Source organism: Streptomyces sp. NPDC050147 (assembly GCF_040660195.1).
Lineage (GTDB): Bacteria > Actinomycetota > Actinomycetes > Streptomycetales > Streptomycetaceae > Streptomyces.
This window is the reverse complement of the sequence record NZ_JBFALJ010000017.1, coordinates 1-16697: the sequence shown is the minus strand read 5'-3', so window position 1 is coordinate 16697 and position 16697 is coordinate 1. Positions and strand designations below refer to the sequence as shown.

At 69.0% G+C, this 16697-nt stretch carries 17 protein-coding genes and 1 pseudogene; 4 read left to right on the top strand and 14 right to left on the bottom strand.

Going from position 1 to position 16697, the window contains the following annotated elements; translation table 11 throughout:
- Positions 1–2: 2 nt before the first annotated feature.
- From AB0I94_RS24745 to AB0I94_RS24695, 11 genes and pseudogenes are all read right to left on the bottom strand, one after another.
- Positions 3–1445: an MFS transporter gene (locus AB0I94_RS24745; protein ID WP_363311812.1), complete on the bottom strand. Its 1443-nt coding sequence runs from the start codon at positions 1443–1445 to the stop codon at positions 3–5.
- Positions 1446–1622: 177 nt separating this feature from the next.
- The gene (locus tag AB0I94_RS24740; RefSeq protein ID WP_363311811.1) at positions 1623–2921 is read right to left on the bottom strand and encodes an MFS transporter; all 1299 of its coding nucleotides are present in this window, start codon (positions 2919–2921) and stop codon (positions 1623–1625) included.
- Positions 2918–4027 carry a PLP-dependent cysteine synthase family protein gene (locus AB0I94_RS24735; RefSeq protein ID WP_363311810.1) on the bottom strand — a complete coding sequence of 370 codons (1110 nt, stop codon included), beginning with the start codon at positions 4025–4027 and terminating at the stop codon, positions 2918–2920. The genes AB0I94_RS24740 and AB0I94_RS24735 overlap by 4 nt, the downstream gene beginning before the upstream one ends.
- A 111-nt stretch (positions 4028–4138) precedes the next feature.
- The gene (locus AB0I94_RS24730) at positions 4139–4537 is read right to left on the bottom strand and encodes a hypothetical protein (RefSeq protein WP_363311809.1); all 399 of its coding nucleotides are present in this window, start codon (positions 4535–4537) and stop codon (positions 4139–4141) included.
- 295 nt (positions 4538–4832) lie between these two features.
- Positions 4833–5297, bottom strand: coding sequence for a hypothetical protein (locus AB0I94_RS24725; RefSeq protein WP_363311808.1), 465 nt, complete (start codon positions 5295–5297; stop codon positions 4833–4835).
- Between the two features lie 229 nt (positions 5298–5526).
- A pseudogene (locus tag AB0I94_RS24720) lies at positions 5527–6357 on the bottom strand (IS110 family transposase); the annotation flags it as partial.
- 435 nt (positions 6358–6792) lie between these two features.
- Entirely contained in the window at positions 6793–8256 is a 1464-nt protein-coding gene (locus tag AB0I94_RS24715) for an NAD(P)/FAD-dependent oxidoreductase (RefSeq protein WP_363311807.1), read from the bottom strand.
- A gap of 176 nt (positions 8257–8432) precedes the next feature.
- Positions 8433–8741 (bottom strand): hypothetical protein, encoded by a 309-nt coding sequence (locus tag AB0I94_RS24710; protein WP_363311806.1) that lies wholly within the window; start codon positions 8739–8741, stop codon positions 8433–8435.
- A gap of 42 nt (positions 8742–8783) precedes the next feature.
- Positions 8784–9227, bottom strand: a complete 444-nt coding sequence (locus AB0I94_RS24705; protein WP_363311805.1) for a hypothetical protein — start codon at positions 9225–9227, stop codon at positions 8784–8786.
- Between the two features lie 92 nt (positions 9228–9319).
- Positions 9320–9778 (bottom strand): hypothetical protein, encoded by a 459-nt coding sequence (locus AB0I94_RS24700; RefSeq protein WP_363311804.1) that lies wholly within the window; start codon positions 9776–9778, stop codon positions 9320–9322.
- A gap of 340 nt (positions 9779–10118) precedes the next feature.
- Complete coding sequence (locus AB0I94_RS24695; protein WP_363311803.1) at positions 10119–10265, bottom strand: hypothetical protein; 147 nt, start codon at positions 10263–10265, stop codon at positions 10119–10121.
- 301 nt (positions 10266–10566) lie between these two features.
- Here AB0I94_RS24695 and AB0I94_RS24690 point away from each other — a divergent pair, with 301 nt between their 5' ends.
- Complete coding sequence (locus AB0I94_RS24690) at positions 10567–10749, top strand: hypothetical protein (protein ID WP_363311802.1); 183 nt, start codon at positions 10567–10569, stop codon at positions 10747–10749.
- A gap of 119 nt (positions 10750–10868) precedes the next feature.
- On the opposite strand, the gene AB0I94_RS24685 is transcribed toward AB0I94_RS24690, so the two are convergent.
- Genes AB0I94_RS24685 through AB0I94_RS24675 form a run of 3 tightly spaced genes read right to left on the bottom strand, consistent with a single transcriptional unit; the run spans position 10869 to position 13498 of the window.
- Complete coding sequence (locus tag AB0I94_RS24685) at positions 10869–11882, bottom strand: FAD-dependent monooxygenase (RefSeq protein WP_363311801.1); 1014 nt, start codon at positions 11880–11882, stop codon at positions 10869–10871.
- Positions 11879–12409 carry an isoprenylcysteine carboxylmethyltransferase family protein gene (locus tag AB0I94_RS24680; protein ID WP_363311799.1) on the bottom strand — a complete coding sequence of 177 codons (531 nt, stop codon included), beginning with the start codon at positions 12407–12409 and terminating at the stop codon, positions 11879–11881. Before AB0I94_RS24680 ends, AB0I94_RS24685 begins: the two co-directional genes overlap by 4 nt.
- Positions 12410–12439: 30 nt before the next feature.
- Positions 12440–13498, bottom strand: coding sequence for a 3-oxoacyl-[acyl-carrier-protein] synthase III C-terminal domain-containing protein (locus AB0I94_RS24675; protein WP_363311798.1), 1059 nt, complete (start codon positions 13496–13498; stop codon positions 12440–12442).
- A gap of 146 nt (positions 13499–13644) precedes the next feature.
- Here AB0I94_RS24675 and AB0I94_RS24670 point away from each other — a divergent pair, with 146 nt between their 5' ends.
- The 3 genes from AB0I94_RS24670 (at position 13645) to AB0I94_RS24660 (ending at position 16205) form a co-directional block, all read left to right on the top strand.
- On the top strand, positions 13645–14511 hold the full coding sequence (locus AB0I94_RS24670) for a UbiA family prenyltransferase (protein WP_363311797.1): 867 nt from the start codon (positions 13645–13647) through the stop codon (positions 14509–14511).
- Between the two features lie 217 nt (positions 14512–14728).
- Positions 14729–15553, top strand: coding sequence for an alpha/beta hydrolase (locus tag AB0I94_RS24665; protein ID WP_363311796.1), 825 nt, complete (start codon positions 14729–14731; stop codon positions 15551–15553).
- A gap of 148 nt (positions 15554–15701) precedes the next feature.
- Entirely contained in the window at positions 15702–16205 is a 504-nt protein-coding gene (locus AB0I94_RS24660) for a metallophosphoesterase (protein ID WP_363311795.1), read from the top strand.
- The last annotated feature ends 492 nt before the right edge of the window (positions 16206–16697 follow it).

Sequence of the window (16697 nt, the reverse complement as noted above, 5' to 3'; positions counted from 1 at the left end):
GGCTACACGCCGATCTGCTCTTCTGTGGACTGCGCAGCGGACGCCTGCTGTTCGGCGGCCGTAGCCTTGTCGCCGCGCATCACAAGCAGGGTGATGAGACCGCCCACAGCGGCGATCGCGGCGGCACCAAGGAACGCCGCGCTGAAGCCGTCGGTGAGCGCCGGGAGGTTACCCAGCTGCCCCGCGCCCTGAGATGCGGCGAGGGCGGTCAGGGCCGCCAGGCCGAGGGCCGAGCCGACCTGGTAGGTGGTGTTGACGATCCCGGAGGCCAGACCCGCCTGCTCCTGCGGGGCGCCGGACATGGCGGCCATCATCGCCGGGATGTACGCCATCGACATGCCGAGGGCCGCGACCAGTGACGCGGGCAGGACGTCCACCACGAACGAACCGGTCGGCTCGACGGCCGACAGCCACAGCAAACCCGCCGCGAGGACCAGCAGACCCCCGCCGATCAGGGGCTTGGCGCCGAACTTGGCGAGCAGCTTCGCGGTGATCGCCGTCATGAAGATCATCAGGAGCACGGTCATCGGAAGCAGCGCCGCGCCGGAGGCGAACGCCCCGTAGCCGAGCACCTGCTGCAGGTACAGGTTGAGGAAGTACCACATCGGGATCCATGCGGCGCCGAGCAGCGCCATCGCCAGGTTGGCGGACCCGAGACGCGGCACCCGCCAGATGCCGAGCGGCATCAGCGGCTGACCTGCCGACTTCTGGATCACGAAGAACAGGACCAGCAGGACTGCGGCGCCCACAAGCTGGAGAACGGTGGTGCTGGATCCCCAACCCACGTGCTCCGCACGGACGATGGCGAACACCGCGAGGGCCAGACCTGCGGTGACGGATGCGGCACCGAGTACGTCCACTCGGCCGCGGCGGGACTCGACGACGGGCAGCAGCTTGGTGGCCGCGAGGGTGGCGATGCCGATCGGGACGTAGATGATGAAGATCCAGGGCCAGCTGAGCCACTCGGTGAACACACCGCCCAGGAAGACTCCCGCCGTGCCGCCGGCGGGGGCCGCGGCGCCGTAGAGCGCCATCGCCTTGCCCAGCTCCTTTGGGTCGTGGGCGAAGAGGATCATCAGCAGCGTCATGGCGGCGGGCGCGATCAGCGCACCGCCGACGCCTTGTACGGCGCGACCGACGACCTCCACCCAGGCTGTCTGCGCGGCCGCGGCAACGACAGAGCCCGCTATCAGGACGACCCAGCCCGCGTTGAAGACCTTGCGGGCACCCAGGAGGTCGGAGAGCCGGCCGCCCAGCAGCAGGAGACCGCCGAAGGCGATGACATAGGCGTTGAAGACCCACTGCAACTCGCCTTGCGAGAAGCCGAGTTCGCGTTGCATCTCGGGGAGCGCCACTCCGATGATGCTGGTATCCATGATCACCATGAACTGGGCAGCGGCGAGCACGAGCAACGCCCACCAGCGCCTTGGGTTGACTGTTGGCATGATCCCATCCCCTCGTCCTGATACCCCGGTGGGGTATCTTGAGCGGGAACCTAACATACCCCCCTAGGGTATGAAAAGCTCATGGTTCGGCATGGGGTCTCCACGAATTCGGGCGCACTCGAAGTGGGGACGGGCGACTGGGTTGCCCCCGCCCCCACCGGTTGTGTGCGGAATCGGTCAGACCGTCGCGGGCTTCGGCTCGGGAGCGGGGCGTGTCAGGCGTCCGGTCCGGTGCAGCCCGTAGAGGGACGCCGAGCAGGCCAGGCCGAGGCCGAGCAGCGCGAGCCAGGGCAGCGCGGACATTCCGGCGGCCCGGGCAGCGTCGAGGGCTGCGCCGGTGAGCAGGTTGCCGAGGGTGATGCCGATACCGCAGATGGTGTTGTAAAGGCCGTAGTGGGTGGCGACGAGGCGGTCGCCCGAGAGCCGGACGATGGTGTCCATCTCGAAGGGGTACGCGATCATCGTGCCCAGGGCCAGCATGAGTGCGGCCAGCGTGGGCGGTGCGGCGGTGAGCAGCCGCAGGCCGACGCCTTCGTCCGGCACCGGCACGGCCGTTGCGGCCAGGAGAGGTGTGAACGCCGCTCCCATGATCAGCAGGCCCCAGGTCAGGGCGCGGCCGGGTTCCAAGTGCTCCTTGCACCAGGCCGTCACCCGGGTTTGGCAGACAATCGTGGTCAGTCCGGAGGCGGCGAACAGCAGTGCCACGGCGACGGTGCCGAACTCGCCGTCGCCGCCCAGGCGCCGTACTTCGAGCGGCAGCGCGAGATAGACCTGGAAGGAGAGGACGTACGAGCCGATCATCGCGGTGGAGAAGAGCAGGAACGCCCGGTTGGCGATGACGCCGCGCCACTGCGCCAGTACGCTCTCCCGCTCACCGGCGCCGTCATCTGCGCGATCGTCGCCCCTGCGGGCGGGCAGCGCGCGGATCTGCACCACGCTCAGCAGACCGAAGATCGTTGCCGAAACCAGGCAGGTGACACGGAAGTCGACTCCGGTGAGCAGCATCCCGATGAGCGGGCCGAGCAGGATGCCCGCCTGGTAGAAGACGTTGAACAGGGCGAATGCCTCGACCCTGCGCTCACCCGCGTCCGCCGCGAGGTAGGCCCGTACGGCGGGGTTGAACAGCGCGCCGGCGAAGCCGGTGGCCGCTGAGGCTGCGATCAGCGACGCGACCGAGTCGACCAGACCGAGTGTCGCGAATCCGACCGTGCGCAGAACACAGCCGGCGACGATGAGCGGCTTGTAGCCGAACCGGTCGGCGAGGGTGCCGCCGATGAGGAACATGCCTTGCTGGCTGAAGTTCCGTACCCCCAGGACGAGCCCGACCATCCAGCCCGCGAGGCCGAGCGACCCGGACAGGTGCTGCGCCAGATACGGCATCAGCATGTAGAAGCCGAGGTTGATGGTGAACTGGTTGGCGAACAGGAGTTGCACGCTCCGGTCGTAGGAGCGCACTTGCGCGATCGTGCCCTTCACCGGTCCCCGCCTTCGAGATCGTCGGTCCTAGCCGGCAAGGAGAGCGGATCCGCGACCACGGCGCAGCGGGTCCAGCGGGTCACTTCCTTCTCGTCGGGGCGGTGCACCACCTCCGGTTCGGGAGCCGGGGCCACTCCCAACAGCCCCTTCTCGGCGCAGTACTGGTCGTCGTAGATGGTTTCCAGATAGCGCTGAGGCCCGTCGGGGAAGATCGCGACGATCCGCGTGTCCCGAGGCCGCGTTCGTGCCAGCCACCCGGCCACGAGCGCGACCGCGCCGACGCTCCAGCCGCCCGTGGCGTAGTGCGAGGTCGCCAACTGCCTGCACGTCCACACGGATTCGGCCGGCGCCACCCAGTGCACCTCGCTGAAGTTCTCGTACGCGACGTTGCGCGGGTAGATGCTGGATCCGAGCCCCCGCATGAGCCTGGGCCGGGCGGGCTGCCCGAAGATGGTCGAGCCGACGGTGTCCACGCCCACAAGGCGCATGTCCGGGTACAGCTGGCGCAGTGCCCGTGAGATGCCCGCGGAGTGGCCTCCGGTGCCGACGCTGCAGACGAGTACGTCGATGTGGCCGATCTGGGAGGCGAGTTCGAGGCCGAGCGGAGTGTAGGCGGAGACGTTGTCGGGGTTGCCGTACTGGTCGGGGCACCATGCTCCGGGCTCCCGCGCGAGCAGTTCGACGACCCGGTCCTGGCGGGCCTGCTGCCAGCCTCCGGCGGGGTGTGGTTCGGGCACCATGTCGACGGTGGCGCCGTACGCGGAAAGGAGACGGGTCATGGACGGCTCCAGACCCGGGTCGGTGACGAGAGTGACGGGATGCCCGTAGACCATCCCGGCCAGGGCGAGCCCGAGCCCCAAGGTGCCACTCGTCGACTCGACGATCGGGCGGCCCGGCAGCAACTCGCCGCGGGCGCGGGCCCGTTCGACCATGAACAAGGCCGGGCGGTCCTTGATGCCACCCGGGTTGAATCCCTCCAACTTGGCCCAGAAGCCGCGGTCGGGCGTGGTGAACGGCTGGGCCACCCGAAGGACGGGGGTGTTGCCGACCAGCCCTGGAAGGCCGGATCCGGCAGGAGTGAAGCCACTCGTGGTCAGAGAGTGCATCTGATTCGCTCTCATTTCGCTGTAGAAGCTGCGCGGGTGCTCGTCTCGCACCGCCCACCTGTCGGGCGAGCGGCGCGGCGGATCGACTACGGCCGACCGCGAAGGCGGCTCCTAGATCAGCCACCTGCACAGGACGGCCGGCCTGGTCCGGCCGCCATCCGGTATCCGGCTGCGCGCAGCACCGAAGTGCTCAGCGATGGGGGGTGTGACGGAGGTTGACGGGTTCTCGAGCGCGCTCGCGTACGGCAGACCGCGTACGGGAGCAGGAGCGGTTCCGGCGGTTCCGGGATCGGAGACGGAGCAGTCGGCCGGTGACTCGGGCCCGTCGAGCACTTCCGTCGTGCGCCGCTCCTCGGGCGGGGTGAGTGTGCGCGACAGGGCACCGAGGTGGCCCTTCGACTGCTCACCGGCGTGCGCCGTCTCGGCGGCGCACCGCACCAGAGTGAGCAGAAGAACGGTCACCGCGGTCCATACGAGTCGGCGCTTCCACAGCACCTGGGCTCGCGACACGGCCCAACTCCCCAGGGGCGAACACGCCCGCGCGGAAGGGGACATCAGTTCAGCAGAGCAAGGCGGCACAGATCCTCCGTGCGGCGGCTGCCCCTGCCGGATCGTCCAGGGCAGGGCAGCGATGGGTGGGGGTGGTGACAAGCCGTCGAAACCATCCCCGAGCCGCCGCAGCAGGGCGCACACAAGGGAAGGTCAGACGCCGGGCACCGGTCGACGGGAGGAGGCACGACGACGGCCTCGGGCCGCGTCGGCCGGCCTCAGCGAGGCGTCGGCCGATGGAGAAGGGGGCGCTGACCTAGATACGTAGAACTGGAGACTCCGCCGCGTGCGGTATCGGAACGACGAAGCCCCGCACGGCTGAGGGGCGGACGTGCACGAGCGGCGGCACCACGGTTTCCGCCGCCGAACCCAGCGAAGTGAGGCACGGCAGCCCGAGCACGGGGCCCTGTGCCGGCTGACCGAGTCCGCATTCGTCGAGGGAGCTCTGCCGCCCGTGGCCGTCGCCGCCATGGTGATCGACCGGCGCTTCGGTCGCATCCCGCGTGGCAGTCGCAACAGGCTGCTCCGGCCCGAGTTCAACGTGGCCGACGATGGCCGCCGAGGTCACGCTGCCTGATGCGAGGTGACGCGCCGTGCTCTCGGGGCTGGCCGCGTGCGCATACAGAAGGCCGAAGAGGATCAGGCCAAGGCCCAGCAGGCGCAGCGGAATCGCGGTTGAGCGACTCCGCAGTACGCGGGAAGGAGACCAGGCCGTGATCACGCCGTGATCCTAGCCTCTGTCTGTCTGACTGGCGTAAGGGACGGCACGAACCGCGAGTGAACAAGCCATATGTGCGGCGGAGCTCGTATCGGGGCCGTAACCGAGAACAGACCCGGATCAGAGAGAAATGCCGCAATGATCGCGGTGTCGTACATTCCCGGCTCGGCGTTGGCTGACATGCTGCCTGGCGGTAGTGACGACGCAAGGGTGGTCATCGGGAAGGGGCCCGCACCGGTCCGATACCTGGCATGCTGAGAATCACTTCGGCGTACTTGTGCTCGCGAAACCGAGACTCGATGAGCCTGTCGACTTCTGCGAGCTGCGCGTTGAGGGACGTCACTTCCTGCGCCAGCGTGCGAACCAACTGCGCCGCGAGCTCTTCGGCAGGAAGCACGACATGCTGACGCTCGGCAGCGGCCGTGGCCGCAGTCGCGAGTTGGGCGGCGTTACGCACCTTGCGGTTCCGTAGCCAAGCCTCGAGGCGGCGGGGCCCGAGGCGCTGTAGTGCACTCGGCGTCTGGTAGCCGGACAGCAAGGTCAGCGGCCCGGCGAGGGTCATGTCCAAAGCGCGTTCCAGAGCCGGGAAGATGCCGGTCAGTTGTGCACGGAGACGGTTGATGGTGCGGGTGCGGTCACAGCCCAGATCTGTGCGGCGCGAGGTGAGAATCTTGAGCTCGGCAACAACTTCGTCCCCAGGCCGTAAGGGGAGCAGATCGCGCCGCATGCGCGCCTGGTCCGCGATGATCGCGGCGTCGCGGGCATCGGTTTTTCCTTCACCGCGGTAAGCACCAGCTGCGCGGTTCACGGTGCGACCCGGGATGTAGAGCAGTTCCTGGTCGTGGTTGATCAAGAGCATGATGACCAGGGCGGCTCCGCCGTCGGCCAGGTCTACTGCCCAAGTGATGTCGTCACTGATGGCGAGCACATCGGCAACAAGTTGGAGCAGCTCCGGCTCGTCATTGCTGACTCGACGGGAAAGCATCTTGGTGCCGTCTTCGTTGATGACGACACAGTGGTGATGGGTCTTGCCGGCGTCCACTCCGGCCCAAATCCGGCTCATTGCGCCTCCGGAAATCGTCGCATACTTGGTTGCCCACAGACGACTTCGCCGACGCGTCCCTACACAGCATTCTTGCTCGCACATCCCAATTGGCGGCCGAGTCGTCGTGGGGTGCCGGGCGGCCAATCGGTTCGAGCCACTGACGGCAGACGAAATGAAGCCTCACCCGACACCCCTGGGGGCTGAACTATACGAGGGGCCCGACCACCCATGTGGAGGGTAGGGACGAAATGCGGTTCACGAGGTGACGGAATACGCGAAGTGCGTCAGCGACCGGAGCGTGTCCGGCGGCGGCTGTCCTTTGCCATCCAACCCAGGCGTTTGACAACGAACCCAGTCGACTCAGCCGAAGCAGGCGCCGTTAACCCACACTTGTGGGCGTTCCTCGGCAGGTCAGCGGGGCTCGTCGAGCGTCGGGCCGCTCATGCTCTGCATTCATTTCGCCGAACTCGATCGAGTCAGGCCCGCGTAGCGGCGTGCCACTCCGCCGGGAAGCAGGTATTCGGCCAGCAGGTTGTCGGCGCGGCGGGATGGCAACCCCATGTCATGCAGGAGTTCGTCCGCGCAGTGGATGTCGTAGGGGCCGAAGTCGTAGCCGCCGGAGCCTGGCAGTACCTGCTCCTGCCAGGCCAGGCGAGCGTCGATGGCCTCCCGCATCCCCTGCTCGCCCGGGGTGGTGCGCAGCGTCGCCCGGAAATGGCTGGTCAGCCAGTGCGCGGTGAGTTCCATTCCCATGATGTTGTTGAAGACCTGCCGGAAACCGACGAACCCCAGCCGGTCGGCGCCGGGTGGCACGATGCCTCGGTAGAGCCGCAGCCGCCCGTCGTCATCGTGCACGCGCACGCTCGAGTCCAGGAACGGGAAGACTTTATGGTGCCCCGTGGCGAACACGATGACATCCGCCGCCACTTCCTCGCCGGTCGCCAGTCGCAGCCCCTTGTCGGTATACGCCTCGACGGCACTGACCTTGGGGGCGATCAGGCCGCGGCGCACGGCCCGCGCGTAGCCGCGTGGCATCACTCCCGCGTGGGCCAGATGGAAGGGGAGCGCGTGAGCGGGCCGCAGCTGCCTCGGCAGCCGGTACAGCCCGGTGGAAAGCAGCACGTCGCGGGTGATGAGCCACCACAGAGCCCGCTTGACCCGCTCGTCGATGCGGTCGATCGGACGGACGCAGGCCGGATCGTGGTAGCGGGGCAGGAGCGCCTCACCGAACCGGGTGAACAGGATCCACTTGTAGCCGACCAGACCGAGCAGGAACCGCTCGGGGATCATCCAGTTCACCTTGCGCTGCACGATCGTGGCCGAGGCCGCCTCGTGTGCGGCGCGGGTGATCAGGTCCAATGCGGACTTGCCGCCGCCCACGACGACCACGCGCCGGCCGGCGAATGTCCCGGCCCGCACCTCGTTGGAGTGCAGCACGGTCCCGCGGAACGACTCGCGCCCGGGCAGCTCGGGCAGTTGGGGATGATGATGAGCCCCGCTGGCGACAACGACATAGTCGAATGTCTCGCGATGAACGTCCGCCGCCTTGTCCCCGGTGGGCCGGGAGTCGACCGACCAGCCGCAGGCGCCCACCCGCCCGGGTCCCTCCACCGGCCGGATGGAGATCACCTCGGTACCGGGCCGGACGCGGTCCAGTACACCGAAGATCTCGGCGTAGTTCTCCAGGTAGCGTTGCGTGTCCACCGCGCTGGCGAAGTGCAAGCGGTTGGGCAGGTCCGCGAACTCGAAGATGCGGAGCGCGGACTGGTTGGCCAGCCCGTCGTAGCAGCCCTCTGATGACCAGATCCCGCCGACCTGCTGGTACTTGTCGAAGACCGTGACGTCGAAGCCGTTCTCCAGCAGCACCTTGGCGGTGACGATCCCCCCGGGGCCGGCCCCGACCACACACGCTCTCATCAGCTGTCACTCCCCATGGGCGATCGCCGTGTCCAGCTCGCCCATAATCCCGGTTGCGGGCCTCCCTGCCCAGGGCGCCCTCCGGTACCTGAGGCATCAGAAGCTGAACGAGCACGGCCACACCCCAGGACACGACGTACACGGTCAACGCCCACAGACGGAGACGACCACGCGCATCACGGTGCGTCAGAGCGTTCCTGGAACGCGAACTCGGTGGCCATGGCGAGGGCCTGGCGGGCCGCCTCGGTGGTAGTGGAGGGCTGGTTGCGTTCACGAGCGTGTCCGCGGACGGCTCGGACGAAGCTCTCCAGCCATCCGGTGAACCGTCCTCGCTTGTCCGGGCTGTCGCGGTCGTCGATCGTCTCGGCGATCTCTCCGATCCAGTACGAGGCCCAGCCGTCCATGACGATGCCGTCGCAATGTTCCAGGAGGAGTTGAGCGATCCGCCGGGCGACGGGGAAGCGCCGTTCCTGCACGAGGAGCAAGGCCCGCTCGGCCCGTTGCTCGGCGGCCGTGCGGTCTTCGTGCTAGCGGGCGACCTCGGGCGCTCGGCGTTCGCCGGGCTCGCGGACGTCCTCGGCCTTCAGCCGTCGGGCCTTCTGGTAGGCGCCTTGTTTGGAGGTGACGCAGAGCGCTTCGGTGAAGTGGTGCCAGGGCACGCCGGCGGCCCGGCCGGTCTCGATTGCCTTCAGCTGCCCGGCGTCGGCCTGTTCGCGCAGGTACTGCCACAACATCGCGCGCAGCACCGCGGCCTCCCCGATCACGTTGACCGGGCTGTTTTCCGGCTGTGCCAGCTTGTCGCCCCATCTCTGTGCGTGTTCCAGCACGAGGAACAGCTCCTCGGCGGCCGGGAACCGGCTCAGGGCACGGTCGTCGCCCAGCTCGTGCAGAGTCTTCGTCCCCAGCCCGTTCCCAATCTGGGAACGGGCGTTGACCACCCGGATCGACGACACAGCCGTACGGAAGTTCACCGGGAAGCTCCGCATCTTCCCCGGCGACACGGCCGAGCACACGATTCGCGCGGCCCCCGGTAGGGCAAGCAGCACCGGCCGAGGCACGCCCGCTAGGAGGCCTTCAGCTGGTACTTGCAGCCGCCCTTTTTCCCGCCTGCATTCTTCTCAACGGTCTTCCCGTCGACCTTGATGGCGCAGGGAGGGAACCCGTACGTCAACCCATCGGTGCCCGGGACGCCTTGAGGGGTAAGGGCCAGCAGCCTGCCGACCTTCAGCTCGGCCCCCTCCAGGGTGACCTTGACCGTCTTCGTCCAGGGCAGAGTGACCTGATTCTCGAAGTGATTGGTGTCCGCCATCCATCCCAGCGACGGCTTGCCCTTGCCCGTGACCTCCAGTGTCACTTCAAAGGACTGGGGCGCTCCCCACTTGCTGGTCTTCTCCTTCGGCGTAGCGGGCGCGCCGTTGCTGTGTTGGTCGCCTTTCGTGTCTTCGCCCCCGCCGTCGCCGCCGCACCCCGCCAGTAGCACGGCAGTCGTGACCAGGGCTATGCCAGTGACCGTCTTGCGCATTCATCCTCCACGTCAACTACTGTCTCGGCGCGACTGATACGCCCCAGTGATCCACTTGAAGGTATCGGGTTATCCGGGGGTGAGTGGCAGCGCCTGCCTGGGCAGGCCAGTGGCCGGCACCGCCTCCGGCGTCGCCGCGGCGGGCCGGCGCCAACCATGGGCTGTAGCGGATGCAGCCTGCGCCGTGCGAGTGGGCACCGCTGTCAGCGGGGCCCACACCCCCACGTATACGTGCACCAGTGCCGTCGGCAGGTGCCGATTGGCCGGCCGCACACGGTTGTCGACCGGGGGACTGTCCGCCCCCGGCCTCTGGACGGCGCGATGCCTTTCCGCGGCAGCGCTATCCGTTCGAGGAGGACCGCCGGCTCCGCTTGTTCCACGGGACGTGGGTGGCGAGCATGTCGCCCACTGTGCCGACCACGTTGACCGCCAGCCAGCCCACACCCTTCAGGACTCGCACCACCGTAGAACTCGCAGCCTCTTCCACCTTCTGATCCTCTCGTGTCCATCCCCGTGTCCTACTTCGATCTTGGAGACGTACTCCGTCGCCCATCGGTTGCCTCAAGGGGGATTCCCCGGACCCGCACGCCGCGGATCGGGCGGGGGGAAGTCTGCGCACGGGCGCTGAGCGGCGGTCCCACCACAGCCGCCGACCCGGTTGGCCAGCGTGAGGAGCGTGGTCGCCCGCCACGGGGTACCCGAGGCCGTAGAAAGGCGACGCGTGAGCCGGGCTCCGCTCGCGGCTGAGGCTGTGACCAAGGACCCTGCCATAAAGAAGGGAGCCCACCATGGGTGAAGAAAATCAGTCCGAGGACGAGACCAACGAACCTGCGAACAGGGACAGGACCGGAAGGGGCACCTCCGACAATGAGGCGCAGGAGAACACCGGGCGGCCCGAGAACGGGGCGAAGGATGAGGCCCAGGGTGTGCGGGACGAGATCGAGGGCGGTCACCCCGAGTCCGGACAGTAGCCCGGCGCGCCACCGCGACTGCCACCCGGCCGACCGCGGAGGTGGTCGCGGCGCGCGTCGAGGACTTCCACCGAACCACGCTCAGCCGGGGCCACCGCCGACACCTGGGAGGCCGGTGGCTACTGCAGTGCGCGGACCGTGGCTGTGAACACCGAGGGCATCCGGGCAGCCGCGGGGACGATGAGCCGGGAGGTGCCGGAACGCCGGCTCGCGGCCAGCAGGGCCCCGGTCAGGAGCCGGTGGCGCCGGGTCAGCAGAGTCCAGGCACGCTCGTACTCCCCCGGCTGTCCGGCAGCCAGGGCGTGGACGGCGGCTCGGGCCGTCGCCAACCCGAGGGCGATGCCCTCACCCGTGAGGGCATCCAGGTAACCGGCGGCGTCACCGACGAGCAGTACGCGTCCGGCGACCCGGCTCTGCACTCTCTGGCGCAGCGGACCGGCTCCGCGTACATCTGTCGCGACGGGGCCGCGCAGCGATGCGGCGAGCGCGGGGAAGTCGGCCAGATGGGCGTCGAATCCACGGCGGGTACGGCTGAGCACGGCGACACCCACCAGGTCGTCGCCGACCGGAGTCACGTAGGCCTCGCCGTGACGCGACCAGTGGACCTCCACGAAGTCGGTCCATGGCTCGACGCGGTAGTGCCGGCGCAGTCCGTAACGGCGGTGAGGGCTGCCCGGCAGTTCCAACGCCAGACCACGTCGCACCGGGGAGTGCAGGCCGTCGGCGGCGATCAGCCAACGGGCCGTGACCCCGGCGGCGGTGACCGATTCCGCGCTCTGATGTACGTCGCCGACCTTGCCGCGAACCATGCGCACGCCGAGGCCGAGAGCACGCTGGTGCAATGCGCGGTGCAGTGTCGTACGGCGAATCCCCAGCCCGCCGCTGCCGCGGAAGGACGCCTCGGCGCGGGCCGAGCCGTCCACGTAGCGGATGCCCCGCAGTTCGCGGCCGGTGACATCGACGCCCAGTGCGTGGAGCGCGGCGACGCCGCCGGGCATGACACCTTCTCCACAGGCCTTGTCCACCGGCCCTGTCCGGGGTTCGACGACCACGGTCTCAAAGCCGTTGAGCGCGGCATGGATGGCAGCGGCCAGGCCGGCGGGACCGCCACCGGCCACCAGTACGTCGATCATGCGGGAACGGATGTGGTCGGGGCGGCCAGTGCCCGGTTCTCGCAGCGGATGCGCACGGTGAGCAGGGCGGCGTTGAGGACCGTGAACACGGCCGCGGTGGCCCACGCGGTATGCACCAGGGGCAGGGCGACGCCTTCGGCCACGACGGCCAGGTAGTTGGGATGTCGCAGCCACCGCCACCTGTAGGGGCCCGCCTTCACCGACGGCAGGCCCGGGACGACGATGACCCTGGTGTTCCAACGGGGCCCCAGGGTGTGGATGCACCACCATCGCAGCGCCTGGGATGCCGCCAGCACGAACAGCATCGGCCAAGCCAGGGAGGGTAGGAACGGCCGGTCGGCCAGCCACGCCTCGGCCGGGCAGGCGACCAGCAGGCCGGTGTGGAGGGCGACCATGGCCGGGTAGTGGCCCTGCCCGGCCACGATGGCGCCGCGAAGCATGCTCCACCGCTCGTTGCGGCGGGCGACGACGAGCTCGGCGACGCGCTCGGCAGCGACGGCGGCCACCAGCAGGCCGTACCAGATCATGTGTCCGATACCTCTCGCACGTCGGAGCAATTACCAGCGCAGCAGGACGAGTTCGCAGGCGAAGCCGGGACCCATCGCCAGGAGAACCCCCGGGGTGCCGGGCGGCGGGCGCCGTTCGGCCAGGGTGTCGCGCAGTACGTGCAGCACCGACGAGGAGGACAGGTTGCCCACGTCGGCCAGGTGACGCCAGGTCACGTCGAGTGCTCCGTCAGGCAGGTCCAGGGCCTCGGCGACCGCCTGCAGGACCTTGGGGCCACCGGGATGGCACACCCAGGCGGTCACGTCCTTCGGCTTCAGGCCGTGGTCGGCGAGGAAGCCCGCCACGTCGTCGGCGAGGTGACGGCGCACCACGTCGGGAACCGTCGGGTCGAGGACGACCTGAAAGCCGGAGTCCTTGATGTCCCAGCCCATGACGCGCCCGGTGTCCGGATACAGATGGGCACGGGTGTCCACGATCGTCGGGCCGGCGTTTTCGTCCGGACGGTCCGCGCCGCAGGCGATGACCGCGGCGGCGCCGTCGCCGAACAGCCCGGTGGCGACCAAGTTGGCCATGGAAGCGTCGTTCCGCTGGAAGGTGAGCGAGCACAGCTCGACCGACAGCAGGACCGCCACGTCGTCGGGCCGGCCCAGCAGATAGTCGTGCATCCGGGCCAGGCCGCCGGCGCCGCCGGCACAGCCCAGGCCGAAGAGGGGAAGTCTCTTCACGTCCGGCCGCAGTCCCAGGCGGCCGACCAGCCGTGCGTCGATCGACGGTGTGGCGATGCCGGTGATGGAGGTGTAGATCAGCAGGTCCACGTCGGTTGGGCTCATGCCGGCCGTGTGCAGCGCGTCCCGGACGACTCTGGCCCCCAGGCCGGGGGCGGCTTCGACGAATACGTCGTTGGCAGAGCCGAATCCGTCCAACTCCGCGTACCGCTGGAGCGGCAGCGTCATGTGGCGCGAGCGGACCTGCGCGCTGCGGTGCAACCGGTCCAGGACGCGGCGGTCGCCATTCTCGGGCAGGCAGGTGCGGGCCACTATGTCGGTGATCTCGGACTGGGCGTAGCGGTGCGGTGCAAGGGCACCGCGAACGGCGGCGATCCGCGTCATGGCTTTCCTGTCCGATGTTCCGACTGGAGTGCTGCTCTGCACCTGTTCCACGATCCAGAGCTTGCGCACCATGGATCGCCCATCCGGGGGCTCGGCCGGGCCGCGTGATCGGGTTGGCCGGTGGCGGGCCACCTACGCTCGGCCGGGTGGGCACTCCCGAGCGATCGACGGCTCGCCCGGCCGGCAGGTGGGGCGGCCGGGCGGGTGGCCTGGCCGGCGCGTGCCACCCGGGTCCTGTCGTGGCGGTCACCGCCTTGATCACTGCCTTGGCCGTCACCGCCGGACAGGGCCCGGCGCGTTCGGCCCTGACCGCCGCCGCCGTCCTGACCGGGCAGTTGTCCGTCGGCTGGTGCAACGACGCGTTCGACGCGCGCCGGGACACCGCTGCGGGCCGCTGCGGCAAACCCGTCGTGGACGGCGCGGTTCGGGCGACGGAGGTGTGGGCAGCCGCGCATGTCGCGCTGGCGCTGTGCGTGCCCCTGTCGCTCGCCTGCGGCCTGTGGGCAGGAGCCATTCACCTGGCCGGAGTAGCGGGGGCGTGGGCGTACAACCTGCGCCTCAAGGCGACAGCATGGTCGTGGGCACCGTACGCGCTGGGCTTTGCCGCACTCCCGGCGTTCGTGACGCTGGGGCTGCCGGAGCGGTCTTGGCCTGCCTGGTGGGTCGTCACCGCCGGGGCGTTGCTGGGGGTCGGGTCCCATCTGGGGGACGTACTGCCGGACATCCGCTCGGATCTGTCGATGGGCGTACGAGGATGGCCGCAGCGGATCGGCCCGGACCGCGCGCGCCTGTTGCTGCCTGTTCCGCTGGTGATCGCGTCCGCGGTTCTGACGCTGGGTCCCGCCGGGCCCCCCGGCAGCTGGGGAGTCACGGCGCTCACGCTGGTCGGCCTGATCGCGGTGGCAGGGACGGTGCTGGGACGCCGCTGGGAGCGGGCTGCGTTCGTGGCCGCCGTCGCGGTGGCGATCGTAGATGTGGCGTTGCTGCTGCTGCGCGGCGTCGCGATCGCCTGACGGGCCTGCTGGACCGCCCCGATGGCTACACGCCCGACGGCGCCACTCGCCTCACCCACGGTGAGGCGACAGCCGTTGACGGCTGGTCATGAGAACTGCGGAACGGTGTATGAGCAGGGGGACGTCGCTTGTCGAGGCACTCGCACTCTCCTGTGGGCGGCATCAGCCATGCTTTTGGTGAAGGGTTCCGGTCATGTCGCAGCGAGGGAGATCAAGGGTGAACTGGTCACTTGGCGAGGAGTTCGAGACGTCCGAGGGCATGGTGCGCTGGAGGGCCTTCGGCAGCGGAGACCCGGTCGTGCTGGTGCACGGCACCCCGTACTCCTCCTTTCTCTGGCGGGACATCGCGCCGGCACTCGCCCGTACCCGCACGGTCTTTGTCTTCGACCATCTCGGCTTCGGCCAGTCAGACCAGCGCGAGGGCCAAGACCTCAGCCTGGCGGCCCACGCGAGGACCTTCGCCCGGCTCCTCGACCACTGGGAGTTGTCCTGCCCCAGCGTCGTCGCCCACGACATCGGCGGGGCCGTGGCACTGCGCACGCTGCTGCTGGAGGAGAGAAGCTACCGGGACCTGACTCTCTTCGACGCGGTGAGCGGCGGAGAGTGGGAGCGAGGGCTCTTCCGACTCATCCTGGAGCACGCGGACGTCTTCCAAAAGCTTCCGGACTACGCTCACGAAGCACTGGTCGCCGGCCATATGCGGCACGCGACGCACATCGGCTTCCGGCCGGAAGTCCTCGACGCGTTCCTCGCGCCGTGGCGCGGGGCCGAGGGGCAGGCCGCGTTCTACCGCCAGTACAGCCAGATCAGGCAGGCGGACACCGCCGCGTACGAGAAGCTGCTGGGCGGGATGTCGCTGCCGGTACGCCTCATTTGGGGCCGGGAGGACCGCATCCTCCCCCCGGAGTACGCCACGTGGCTGCACGAGCGCATCCCTCACGCCGAGCTGCACTGGATCGAGGGGGCGGGTCACCTCCTCCAGGAGGACGCACCGGGGCAGCTGTCGGCCTACCTCACCGCCAAGTTCCCCTCGGAGAGGTGAGAGGAACGGCAGGAGCGCGGGGCCGCTGGCCAGTAGCCTCGGGTCTCAAGGTCCGGATCTGGCGCACCCGGCGAGGCGCACTGCTTGATGCCGGGCTGTTCGGCGAGGCCAGAGGCCGACTGGGCACGAGTCGGCCTACGCTGGCTCCATGCGGCTGCTGCTGACCTCTGACACGCATGTGCCGACGCGGGCGAAGGTCCTGCCCGAGGCGCTCTTGACGGGCATCGACGAGGCCGACGTGGTGATCCACGCCGGGGACTGGACAGATGAGGCCACGCTCGATCTGTTCGAATCCAGGTCGCGTCGGCTGATCGGCGTGTTCGGCAACAACGACGGTCCACCACTCCGTCGGCGTATCCCCGAAGTAGCCCGCGCGGAGCTGGATGGCGTGCGGTTCGGTGTCGTGCACGAGACCGGGGCGGCCACCGGCCGTGAGCGCCGATGCGCCGAACGTTTCCCGGACTTGGACGTGCTCATCTTCGGCCACAGCCACATTCCCTGGGATTCCGCGGCCCCAGGCGGCCTGCGGCTGCTCAACCCCGGTTCGCCCACCGACCGCAGACGTCAGCCGTACTGCACGTTCCTCACCCTGACCGTCTCTGACGGCGCCCTGCACGACGTGACGCTGCACCGGCTGCCGCCGAGACGTTGAACAGGGCATCGGTATCCTGCCACTCGGCGTCGAGACCGGGTCCGGCCCTGCCTCGGTGGAGAAGACCGTGCCGAGCAGAGCTACGCCGGCGTCACGGGTCTGACCTGGGATGCGAGCGCTACCTGCGCCGGACCCGGGGACCCCTGAAACAGGGCCCGCCGACGGTCGTGACAGGCTTGACCCACGTTCTCGCTCACGTCGGCGGCGCCGGGCGTGTCGTCTGCCCCGGCACGTCGAAACGCCTACTGCCGCCTGACGTGAGTCCGCCGATTTCTGATCCGCACCAAGGCCGCCTGTCGAGTCCCGACCCCAGACCGCCAGGTGAGACTGTGCAACCCGTTACCCTGTGCATTGTCCACGGCGTCAAATAGCGGGCGCCGAACACTGGAGGAAATTTTTCATGCTGATCGCTCAGCGTCCCTCGTTGACCGAAGAGGTCGTCGACGAATTCCGCTCCCGGTTCGTGATCGAGCCGCTGGAGCCGGGCTTCGG

Bases quoted from the DNA above. Each gene is read 5' to 3' on its own strand.
- AB0I94_RS24745 (WP_363311812.1), bottom strand. From the start codon at position 1,445: ATGCCAACAGTCAACCCAAGGCGCTGGTGGGCGTTGCTCGTGCTCGCC.
- AB0I94_RS24735 (WP_363311810.1), bottom strand. From the start codon at position 4,027: ATGCACTCTCTGACCACGAGTGGCTTCACTCCTGCCGGATCCGGCCTT.
- AB0I94_RS24715 (WP_363311807.1), bottom strand. From the start codon at position 8,256: ATGAGAGCGTGTGTGGTCGGGGCCGGCCCCGGGGGGATCGTCACCGCC.
- AB0I94_RS24700 (WP_363311804.1), bottom strand. From the start codon at position 9,778: ATGCGCAAGACGGTCACTGGCATAGCCCTGGTCACGACTGCCGTGCTA.
- AB0I94_RS24690 (WP_363311802.1), top strand. From the start codon at position 10,567: ATGGGTGAAGAAAATCAGTCCGAGGACGAGACCAACGAACCTGCGAAC.
- AB0I94_RS24685 (WP_363311801.1), bottom strand. From the start codon at position 11,882: ATGATCGACGTACTGGTGGCCGGTGGCGGTCCCGCCGGCCTGGCCGCT.
- AB0I94_RS24680 (WP_363311799.1), bottom strand. From the start codon at position 12,409: ATGATCTGGTACGGCCTGCTGGTGGCCGCCGTCGCTGCCGAGCGCGTC.
- AB0I94_RS24675 (WP_363311798.1), bottom strand. From the start codon at position 13,498: ATGACGCGGATCGCCGCCGTTCGCGGTGCCCTTGCACCGCACCGCTAC.
- AB0I94_RS24660 (WP_363311795.1), top strand. From the start codon at position 15,702: ATGCGGCTGCTGCTGACCTCTGACACGCATGTGCCGACGCGGGCGAAG.